This window comes from Paenibacillus sp. BJ-4 (assembly GCF_020404765.1).
In the GTDB taxonomy this organism is placed as follows: Bacteria; Bacillota; Bacilli; order Paenibacillales; family Paenibacillaceae; genus Paenibacillus.
Genome location: NZ_JAIVEM010000141.1, coordinates 61,095 through 70,983, shown reverse-complemented (window position 1 = coordinate 70,983; position 9,889 = coordinate 61,095). Strand labels below are relative to the sequence as shown.

At 47.1% G+C, this 9,889-nt stretch carries 8 protein-coding genes; all 8 read right to left on the bottom strand.

All coding sequences use genetic code 11. The features are described from left to right. Window positions 1-52: 52 nt before the first annotated feature. Window positions 53-460, bottom strand: coding sequence for a 3-hydroxyacyl-ACP dehydratase FabZ family protein (locus LCF57_RS22240; RefSeq protein WP_226002661.1), 408 nt, complete (start codon window positions 458-460; stop codon window positions 53-55). Between the two features lie 4 nt (window positions 461-464). Then, window positions 465-1,706, bottom strand: a complete 1,242-nt coding sequence (gene fabF / locus LCF57_RS22235) for a beta-ketoacyl-ACP synthase II (protein WP_226002660.1) — start codon at window positions 1,704-1,706, stop codon at window positions 465-467. A gap of 23 nt (window positions 1,707-1,729) precedes the next feature. Continuing rightward, the gene (locus LCF57_RS22230) at window positions 1,730-3,430 is read right to left on the bottom strand and encodes a thiamine pyrophosphate-binding protein (protein ID WP_226002659.1); all 1,701 of its coding nucleotides are present in this window, start codon (window positions 3,428-3,430) and stop codon (window positions 1,730-1,732) included. Beyond that, entirely contained in the window at window positions 3,427-4,650 is a 1,224-nt protein-coding gene (locus LCF57_RS22225; RefSeq protein ID WP_226002658.1) for an aldehyde dehydrogenase family protein, read from the bottom strand. The genes LCF57_RS22230 and LCF57_RS22225 overlap by 4 nt, the downstream gene beginning before the upstream one ends. Window positions 4,651-4,713: 63 nt before the next feature. Beyond that, on the bottom strand, window positions 4,714-6,174 hold the full coding sequence (locus LCF57_RS22220; protein ID WP_226002657.1) for a class I adenylate-forming enzyme family protein: 1,461 nt from the start codon (window positions 6,172-6,174) through the stop codon (window positions 4,714-4,716). Between the two features lie 12 nt (window positions 6,175-6,186). Further along, window positions 6,187-6,957: an enoyl-ACP reductase FabI gene (fabI, locus tag LCF57_RS22215; RefSeq protein ID WP_226002656.1), complete on the bottom strand. Its 771-nt coding sequence runs from the start codon at window positions 6,955-6,957 to the stop codon at window positions 6,187-6,189. A 756-nt stretch (window positions 6,958-7,713) separates the two neighbouring features. Next, a complete protein-coding gene (locus LCF57_RS22210) occupies window positions 7,714-8,241 on the bottom strand; it encodes a hypothetical protein (protein ID WP_226002655.1) in 528 nt (175 codons plus the stop codon). Window positions 8,242-8,535: 294 nt separating this feature from the next. Beyond that, entirely contained in the window at window positions 8,536-9,873 is a 1,338-nt protein-coding gene (locus tag LCF57_RS22205; protein ID WP_226002654.1) for a TrkH family potassium uptake protein, read from the bottom strand. Between the last annotated feature and the right edge of the window lie 16 nt (window positions 9,874-9,889).

Here is a 9,889-nt window from a genome sequence, read left to right as displayed (position 1 = left end):
GCTGCAAGCAGTCAGGAGGACACAAAAGACAGATTAACTGCGCTCTTTTCGGTCATTGATCAAGTGAAACAATTTCGTCCGCCTCAGCTACCAAACGCTCGCCTACAGAAGCACGACCGCTGCCGAGTGTATACCCCCGCCGACGCTTGATCACTTCAAAATAGAGATCAATTCGGTCCCCTGGCTTCGCCAAGCTATGGAATCGAATTCCATTGAGGTTGGTCAGATATGAAATACCTTTTTTATCAATTGCAGTGAATGCCGCCAATTGTGCGAGCGATTCTACGATCAGCATAGGAGGCATGTATGGATTAGCCTCTGTAATAAACCATTCACTCCTGGTAATAAGCTTGTATCCCTTCGCCCATTGCGACGTTTCGTACCCCGTCACGCCATCCAGCAGAAGAAAGGGATACCTGTGCGGAAGCACATCCGGGATATGGATCAGCTCTTCGCTCACAGGCTTATCTCCCCTCCCACTTGCGAACAGCAAGGCAGACGTTGTGCCCTCCGAAACCAAAAGAATTGCTAATCGCTGCCCGGACCTCGCGCTCCTGATATACATGCGGTACAAAATTCAATTCAGGCGCTTCAGGGTTGTCGCAGTTGAGTGTCGGTGGTACTTTGCTGTGAATCACGCTCTGTACAGTTGCGATTAATTCGACTGCCCCTGCTCCGCCCATTAAATGGCCTGTCATAGATTTAATAGACGATATCGCCAAACGGGGGGCATGCTCCCCGAATACCTTCTGGATAGCGTTAATCTCCATACGGTCATTAAATGGCGTACTCGTACCGTGAGCATTGACGTAGTCGATTTCCTGCGGTGTCAAGCCACCATCCTGCAGTGCGATATTGATCGCTTCTGCCGGACCGGAGCCCGAGGGATCCGGAGCCGTGATATGATACGCATCGGTTGTGCATCCGTAACCCACAACTTCGGCCAAAATGGTGGCCCCGCGGTTCAAGGCATACTCCATCTCCTCCAGTACCAAAACTCCTGCTCCTCCACCGATGACGAATCCATCGCGGTCCACATCAAACGGGCGACTGGCCTTTTGCGGTTCTTCATTGCGTCTAGAGAGAGCATGAATATTCGCAAAAGAGGCCAAATCAAGCTGACTGAAATTAGCTTCTGCTCCTCCAGCGACCACGACATCAGCCGTACCATACTGGATCGTACGTAATGCTTCACCAATGGCATTACTTCCTGTGGCACAAGCCGTAACCACAGCAAAGGAAGGTCCCTTGGCTCCAATAGCAATGGATATTTCACCAGGCGCTGAATTAATCATCATGGAGGAAACAAAATAAGGAGAAACCCTTTTGGGGCCAAGCTTTGTTAGTTTTCCATAGTTCTCCTCTATTACATCAAGACCGCCTGCTCCAGAGCCGACAATAACACCCACTCGGCCTGCATTCCGCTCATCAATCACTAATTTCGATTGTTCCACTGCCTGCCGGGCAGCCGCCAAGGCAAACTGAGTGAACTGTGCGACTTTATTAGCTTCCTTCTTGCTCATATATTGCAGCGGATCAAAGCCCGTAACCTGTGCACCAATCTTTGTCGGAATGTCCGCTGTATCGAAAGCAGTGACAGGTCCGATTCCACTTTTCCCTTCCAACAATGAATTCCAAAAATCCGTAAGATTATGCCCGACTGGCGTTACGACTCCCTGTCCTGTCACTACAACACGTCTTCTCACTGTACCCACGTCCTTCGCTGAAATTAATTCTTGGAAGCCTGTTGCTCGTAGAGAGGAAAGTCGCCATACACATGCCTGATTTTTTCATGCACATCTGCAAGATCAGCATATACCTCGACGACCACAAGCTTATTCTCCTGATACTTTTGCCAAGCAAGCTGAAGCTGTTCCCGGGCCTCCCCCTTGCTGCGGATTGCAAGGCTCTCGACAAACTCATACTGGGGAATTTGAATTCCTGTCTTGGCCGCCTCAGAAACAAATGGCAGGGACTGCCCTGGTAAGTGCTTATAATTCATCTGATTCTGCAACCAACCATAACCGCCATTATTGAGCACGAGATAGATTAACGGTATTTGATACTCCACCGCTGTCATAAAATCCGAAAAGAAGAGATTGAACGCACCGTCACCTACAAGTGCCACTACTGGACATTCAGTTGCCAAACTTGCCCCCAGAGCAGCGGCCGCACCAAATCCAAGACTCGTTTGGTCACTGGGAACAATCGAAAGAGAACCTGCGGCAAATCGAAAATATGGATAAAAGTAAGACCACATATCCTGCAATCCATTCTCTTGAAGAAGCACTAGATTTTCAGGAAACTCCGTCTGAATGATTTCCAACAGCTCTGGAACGTGGATTCCAGGAGCCTTTTTCAATTCCTCCAGATAAATAGCCCTGTGAGAAAAAGCCTTCTCTTTACAGCTCCTGATCGTTTCAAGCCACACTCCATCAGGCTTCTGCCCTAGCCGATCATGCCATTGCTCCACTGCTGCATATCCATCACCAAGCACCTTGATACCCCTGTATTCGTGCGCAAAATCCTCCAGCTCTACATTAACTTGAATCAAAGGTGTATCCTGTAGCCAAATATCCCACTCGAACGTAGCCGTTTCTTCCAAGCGGCTGCCCAGCGTGATCACTACATCAGATTCCTCCCAAATTTGTCTCATGCTGATATCCGTGTAGAGTCCGGCAACACCACAGAAAAGTTCATGGTCTTCATCCACTACACCCCGTCCCGAGGCGGTTGCGAACAAGGCTGCTCCATGTTGGTGAGCGAACAACTCAATGACATCGTTCGTCTCTGACTTCATTCCCCCTCCGACTAGAATGAGGGGCCTGCGCGCCGTCTTTATAATTGCCCAAGCCGCATCCAGCTCCCGCAGAGACGGAGAACACGAAAGCTTCTCGGGCGGGGCGTACTGAAGCTCCATCGGCACAGGCTGGTCCATCAGGTTTTCGGGTAGCTCAATATAGACAGGACCCGGGGCTCCATTGATGGCCAAAAAAGCTGCTCGCTCCATCGCCCATACAAGTCGATCCACATGCTCGACACGATAAGCCCATTTGACAAGCGGCTTCACGAGTGAGATTTGATCGGCTTCCTGAAAGGAACGGGTACCCAGCTTGTCTCCTCCGGTGCCAAGCGCCAAAAGCAAAAGCGGAGCACCAAGGTTCTTCGCTTCCAGCAGCCCCGTGATTGTATTACTGAGCGCAGGGCCTTTACCCACAACACATACGGACATCTGATTGGTTGTGAGCGCATAGCCTGCTGCCATGAACACAGCATTACGCTGATCTTTGCATAGAATAAAATCCATACCGGATGAGGGGAGTGACGATACGATTTTGAGATCATCACTTGGTAATCCAAAGAGATGCCGAACCCCAGCCGATTTTAAGTAGCCAATGATGGCGTCCCATGGGGATAAACTCGCAGTCATACCAAACTCCTCTTTTCCGACAAATATTCTGCGACAATTTCAGAAATTAAAATTGGCTTCGAAACGAGCTTAAAATCGTAAAAAATATAGTTCGACATTGTGCCGTAGCCACCAAAGGGCTTATTGCCCTGATCCACGTCCTCAAGCGTCTGATTTATGGTCAGCGTGTGCTTCTTTCGCAAAACGTCCGCCAGATGCTCTGAACCGTATAAGCTACAGCCCATCGCACGTTCACTGAAATAACTGGAGGATATACGCTTGATCAGCTGCTCGTCATCACGATAACTAACCACGTTGAAGACCGGTGAAAAATACTCAATAATTTCCAAGTCCTGATCTAGTTCACTATATACAACAGTCGGCTCCATCTTTTTCGTACGGAAATCAATGCCGCCGCCGTAAATGATATATTTATCGTTCGTATTAAAATATTCAGAGACCGAATACAGCGCATCTTTATAGAAAATAGGAGTATAGTTCGCGTCCGGATCATTGTTGGCTCCAAACACCAGCTGATCAAGCCGCTGAATTAGCAAGTTTTTGAAATCCTCCGTCACATCTTGATGTACCAGAATGATGTCGGGTCCCAGGCAGTCCTGTCCAGAATTGAACAATCTCATTCGGATCACATCGGTAACCGCCAGCTCCAGATCGGCATCAGGGCCGATGATGAAAGGATTTATCCCTTGTCCGTAGAAGATGTAGAGCTGGTCCTTTCGAATTTGTTTCTTGATCTTCTCGGCATTGGTATAGCTCCCGGTGAACACCACAATATCAGCTGGCATCACGGAATTCTCCAAGAACACCTTCTGGCTAACTTTACGAATATAGATGGGTAATCCATGTACTGCCTGAAGCTTTTCATGCAGCATGCTGACGTACTCATTTACGTGAGAAGAAGGACGAAAGTCTATATTCTCAACGTACAGGGACGGAATCAACAGGTATAATGCATAGGAGTACAAAATAACGTTGGAAGGCATAAATACAGCCATAGAACGCTGCCAGCCTGGCTGATAGGTCTGCACTTCTTGCAAGGCACCTTGGAGTGTGAGGATCGTAGAATCAATTTCTGCATTGGCGGCCCGATAGGATGAAAATTGCGTAAGAATATCCATGACTTCCTGCCGATACTCGATCAAATAATTGAGGCACTTTAGAATTGCTTCATGCCTTTCCAAAAAAAGCGTGTTTTTTGCCAGTTCCGGATTCATACTCATGGTGCACTCTCCTTTTCTTTTATGCGATTTTTGGTAATATTTCGGCCTCAGTTTCCTCAACACTTACACTTTGCGTGAAGCAGCTTTCTCCAGGGCAATGCGCTCCATTTCCAGCCGATCTACTTTCCCATTGCGATTTAAAGGAAAATGGGCGAGTGGAAGCAAAAGATCGGGAAACATGTATGAAGGAAGTACCCGATTCATTTCTTTGCGGAGTACAGACAAGGCCTGTGAGGATTCGCTTTCGATAAATGCAACCAGCAAGGTCCCTTTAGCCTCGTCCTCCAAGGTGATCACGCAAGATCGGTAACCCAACGAACCAATCCGATCCTCGATATAGACCGGAGATACCATATAGCCCATCCGGTTGACCGTCTTACCGCTGCGGCCAATGACATACAACATTTCGTCATCCAGATAGCCCAGATCCCCCGTCTTGAACCAGCCGTCCTGTAGAACGGACTGCGTCAGGTCTGGACGATTCAGGTAACCTTCCATGCATCCGGCACTGCGTATCCACACTTCGCCTACGATACCATCCGCCTGCTGGCTACCAGCAGCATCAAGTATTTTCAGGTCCACACCAGGCAACGGTTTGCCACAGCCTTGCGGACACTCCAGCGTCCCCAGCGTAACGTTGCCCAATTCAGAAAGGCCGTAACCATTCAGAAGGGGCTGTCCAAATATGTTGTTAAATTTCTCTTCGAGGTCTTGGGTAAGTGGGGAACCGCCTACGCACCACATGCGCACCGGAGATTCCTTGATCATTTCCAGTTGTTCGGGTTTTCGGTTTAACATACGCAACAAGGTGTAAAAAGCCGAGGGGTTAGCGTCTACGACCGTCGCCCGGTCTTTCGTAATACTTGCAATGACGCTCCAGAGGTTTTTAGGATTGCAGATGATGAGAGAACATGAGGTTAACCACCAGGAGAAAATAAGTGAAATACCATAGAAGTGAGAAAACGGTACAACGGGGAGCATATGGTCAGACGGTAGGTAGTTCATGGCGTGTATGGAATGCCTGATATTGTCCATGAAAGCTGATCCAGCTTTCACGATTCCCTTGGGTTTACCCGTCGTACCTGAAGAATACAGAATGAGGGCATCTGATCGCTCGCACCACTTGTTAAAGTCGATGCCATGGATTTCCGGCTCTCCAACCCAATGTGGGTGCACTGCTTCTTCTTGGATTAGATCTTGAATTAGAATAACAGAAGCATGAGAAAGTCCTGGGTCGCAATCGGTCAGGATACAGCAGGCATCTGCTTCGTCGTAAATTTGAGCTATTTCATCATGTACGGTCTGCTCGTCCACTACAGTCACCGAAACAGCAATGTTGCACAGGGAGAACAGAGACACAATAAAATAATAAGAATTGACCGCTTTTAGTATCACTCTGCCTTCTTCAGAAATTCCTCGAAGAGCCAACATACGGGAAAAGATCGCGACGTCCCGCTCCAGTCGCTCCCTTGTCATAATCCCTTCAGGTGAGATAATACGGCAGTCCGTATGCGTAACAAGCACAGCGTTCCCTCCTTACATCCCTGTAATGTGGTATCCTGCATCAACATGGATAACTTCTCCCGTAATGCCTCTCGATAAATGGGAAAATAGGAATAACGCGGTATCTCCGACTTCGGACGTATCAACTGTCTTGCGTAGGGGCGTCGTCTCTTCAATATGCTTTAGCATCGTGCTAAAATCCTTAATGCCATAAGCGGCCAAAGTCCGTATGGGACCAGCTGAAATCGCATTAACACGAATACCATAAGTACCCAGATCGTTCGACAGATAGCGCATGCTAGCTTCCAGTGAAGCCTTCGCCACACCCATAACGTTGTAATTCTTGATCGCTCGTTCTGCACCAATATACGTCATGGTGACGATACTTCCACCCTCCGTCATCAGCGGGTAAACCCGTCGGGAAACAGCAGCCAGAGAGTAGGCACTGATTTCTTGAGCAATGGCGAATCCCTCGCGAGAAGTGTCGACGAACAGGCCATCCAAATCCTCAGCCTTCGCATAGGCAACACTGTGAAAATAACCATGCAGGACGCCTACTTTCTCCTTTAGAAAATCCGTCAGTGCATCCAATTCTTCATCGTTTTGTACATTACAAGGACAGACAACGGACCCCGGGATTGTTTCAACGAGCTTTAGCACCCGATCTGCAACCCTCTCATTTTCGTAAGTAAAAATGAGCTTTGCTCCCTCAGCAGCTAAAGATTGGGCTGTCCCCCAGGCAATACTCCTGTTGTTAGCCACGCCCATAATCAAAATGTTTTTACCGCTCAGCAGTGCTGCCACAGAAACCACCTTTCTTATTTTACATTTTCAAACAAAAAAACAACTTTTTTAGTATGCCTACACATATAGACATATGTAATGTTTCCTGGAATATTATCATGTCAGTTGCCAAAGTTAAACAAGCGACGTTTTAGGCAAATACAAGATTTCATTGAAACTTTCATGATGATTGACAGGACACTATTCCGCGGATGAATTCGGCAGGAATCACAGGTCCCATTCCTTCGGGAATTTAAGCGCGCTTCATACGATGGCTTGTCCTGCCATACCCAGCAACACCAATGAGCTGGGTCTTATCATTCACGTAAAATTGACCGCAAAACTACTGCCGTTAATGGCGCAGCATCGCTCCAAAAGCTAAAAAATAACTATAGTGAAACCATAAAATTTCATACTGAATAAGAAATCCAACCCTAGACCAATAAAGTCGTTTTAACATGCTCCGTCTTTAAAAGGTCCGGAGAACACAATGCATGCTGTCTGTCAGCTTACGAGAGCTGTACTTCTTCTGGTTGGTCTGTGTTCAAATCGGAAGGAATCCATGCGAGTAATGAGGTAGAGAGGCAAAAATGAGGTGACTGTTTAAGCGAGTTCAACATAAAATTATCATATTTGTTATTTTTCCTACAATAGCGACGGACTCATCGAACTACCGGAAGTGAAAACTTCATTTTTACCATCAACGACCCTTCCGATTTGAACATCCTGAGTGACCGGTCTTATTTCATCTGAATGGAAAGCCTTATACTACCGGGGCTACGCCTTATTTTTCTTTGGAGCCAGGGTATAGCTAAAGGAAACAATAAAGTCGATGGCCAGAACGATCGCCCATGTTCTCATAATGCCCTCCAAGGAAGCCGTACGCTGTGGATCATCTACATACACAATGATCGCGAGTAACAAAGCATTGCCGATGGCCCAGCCCAACAAGTGAAGCAACCACCCCACCCGTTCCTCTTTTGCATGAGCAGCGCCATACTTGGGTTCAGGCTTCGGCCCCTTGCCAAACCAATGAGAGAACCGCACATCCGCCCATTTAATTAACCTATGACCAAATGCTATTGTAATACCAAGATAGCAGGCCGCCAGACCCGTAGCGGTCGTAATCTCCATGCCGCTGCTTACTGTGATAAACACTGCAATCAGTAACAGGATATCAATAATAGGAGTACACAGTAAAAGAAGACCGCCTAATTTCTTTAAGCCAAACATATATCTTGCGATCAACCCTAGAACAACAAAAACCCAAAATAAAACTTCAGCACTAATAATGAATAAATACATAATAGATGATTCCTTTCAAATTAGAAGTTGGTATTCCCCCTCAGCTATCCCCCTTTCACGCCCACTATCATACAATATTATACATAATATTCCTAGTGTCTTGTCAATAATTACATAAAAGGAAACAAATAGCCTTTTTTCTGCAAAAAATAGTGCCTATCAAGTCCGGGATTCCTCATTTTTCCAGATTGGATACTTTTCATGATATGCTGCACATTACATGATGATGATGTAAAATAAAAAAAAGATGCACCCGTGTAATTAGCACGGGTGCATCTTTTTATACTATTTGAGCTATCCAATTACGATATGCCCTTCGGGACGACGGTACAACGTCTTGGTCGAGCGTGGACGAAGAGCATAGGCAATCGTAAGAGGGCCAATTCTACCAATGAACATGGTCACACAAATGATCAGCTTGCCTGCGTCAGACAGTCCAGGCGTTACTCCTACAGACAGGCCTACCGTTCCGATTGCGGAAGCCGCCTCAAATGCAAGGGAGAGAAAGGGTGCATCCTCTGTCATTAAGAGCAGCATAACCACAATTGAGAATATAAAAAGCGCCAGTATAATAATGGTCAACGCTCGCATCATGATGTCGTTGGGAACTCTATGGCGGAAGAACACGATTTCCTTCTGACCTCGCATGACAGCCAACAATGCTCCAATCATCAGTAGAAATGTGGTTGTTTTGATTCCACCCCCGGTGGAGCCCGGTGAAGCTCCGATAATCATCAGCAGCATGATAAAGAACTGACTGGCCTGTCTCAACCCGCTGATATCTACTGTGCTTGTTCCAGAGGAGCGTGTAGATACGGATTGAAAGACAGAAGCGTACATTTTGCCCTCCCAATTCAGCGAGCCCAGGGTACGAGCATTGGTAAACTCAAAAATGAATATAACCAACGCCCCGATTACAATAAGCCCACCCGACACACTTAACACCATTTTGGAGTGAAGACTCAGTCTCCGGGTGCGGCGAAAATCGAACAGGTCGCTTAGTACAAGAAAGCCCAGTCCCCCTGAAATGACAAGCACAGATGCAATGATATTGAATACAAAATCCCCGGCATACTGTTGAAAGCTGCTTCCAAACAGGTCGAAGCCCCCATTGTTAAAAAGAGATACCGAATGGAATATTCCATAGTATAGCGCTTGTCCAACAGGCATCTCCCTCATCCACCGCAAAGCCATGACTACGGCAGCTATAGCCTCAATGGTAAAAGAGAAAATCAGCACCTTGCGAATAATGCGTACGATTCCTTCCATGCTATCGGCATTAATCGCTTCCTTCAGCAGAAGCCGATCCTTCAATGACAACCGTCGCCCCAGCAACAATGCAAACAAGGTCGCCAAGGTCATAAAACCGAGGCCTCCCAGCTGCATTAACGCCATGATGACCGTTTCTCCAAACATCGTATAGGTTGAATTCACGTCCACCACGACCAATCCGGTGACACAAGCAGCGGAAACAGACATAAACAGCGAATCAATCCAATACGGAACATGTCCACTATGATTGGAAATAGGAAGCATCAGCAGCAAAGTACCCAATGCGATAATCAGCAAGTATCCGATGACCAATATAAAAGGAGGCGATGCGAACCGGGCAAGCTTGTCGCTGCGTTTCATTAGAAGTATTCTCTCC

Coding starts and splice junctions, on each gene's coding strand:
- LCF57_RS22230 (WP_226002659.1), bottom strand. CDS start 3,430: ATGACTGCGAGTTTATCCCCATGGGACGCCATCATTGGCTACTTAAAA.
- LCF57_RS22225 (WP_226002658.1), bottom strand. CDS start 4,650: ATGAGTATGAATCCGGAACTGGCAAAAAACACGCTTTTTTTGGAAAGG.
- LCF57_RS22210 (WP_226002655.1), bottom strand. CDS start 8,241: ATGTATTTATTCATTATTAGTGCTGAAGTTTTATTTTGGGTTTTTGTT.
- LCF57_RS22205 (WP_226002654.1), bottom strand. CDS start 9,873: ATGAAACGCAGCGACAAGCTTGCCCGGTTCGCATCGCCTCCTTTTATA.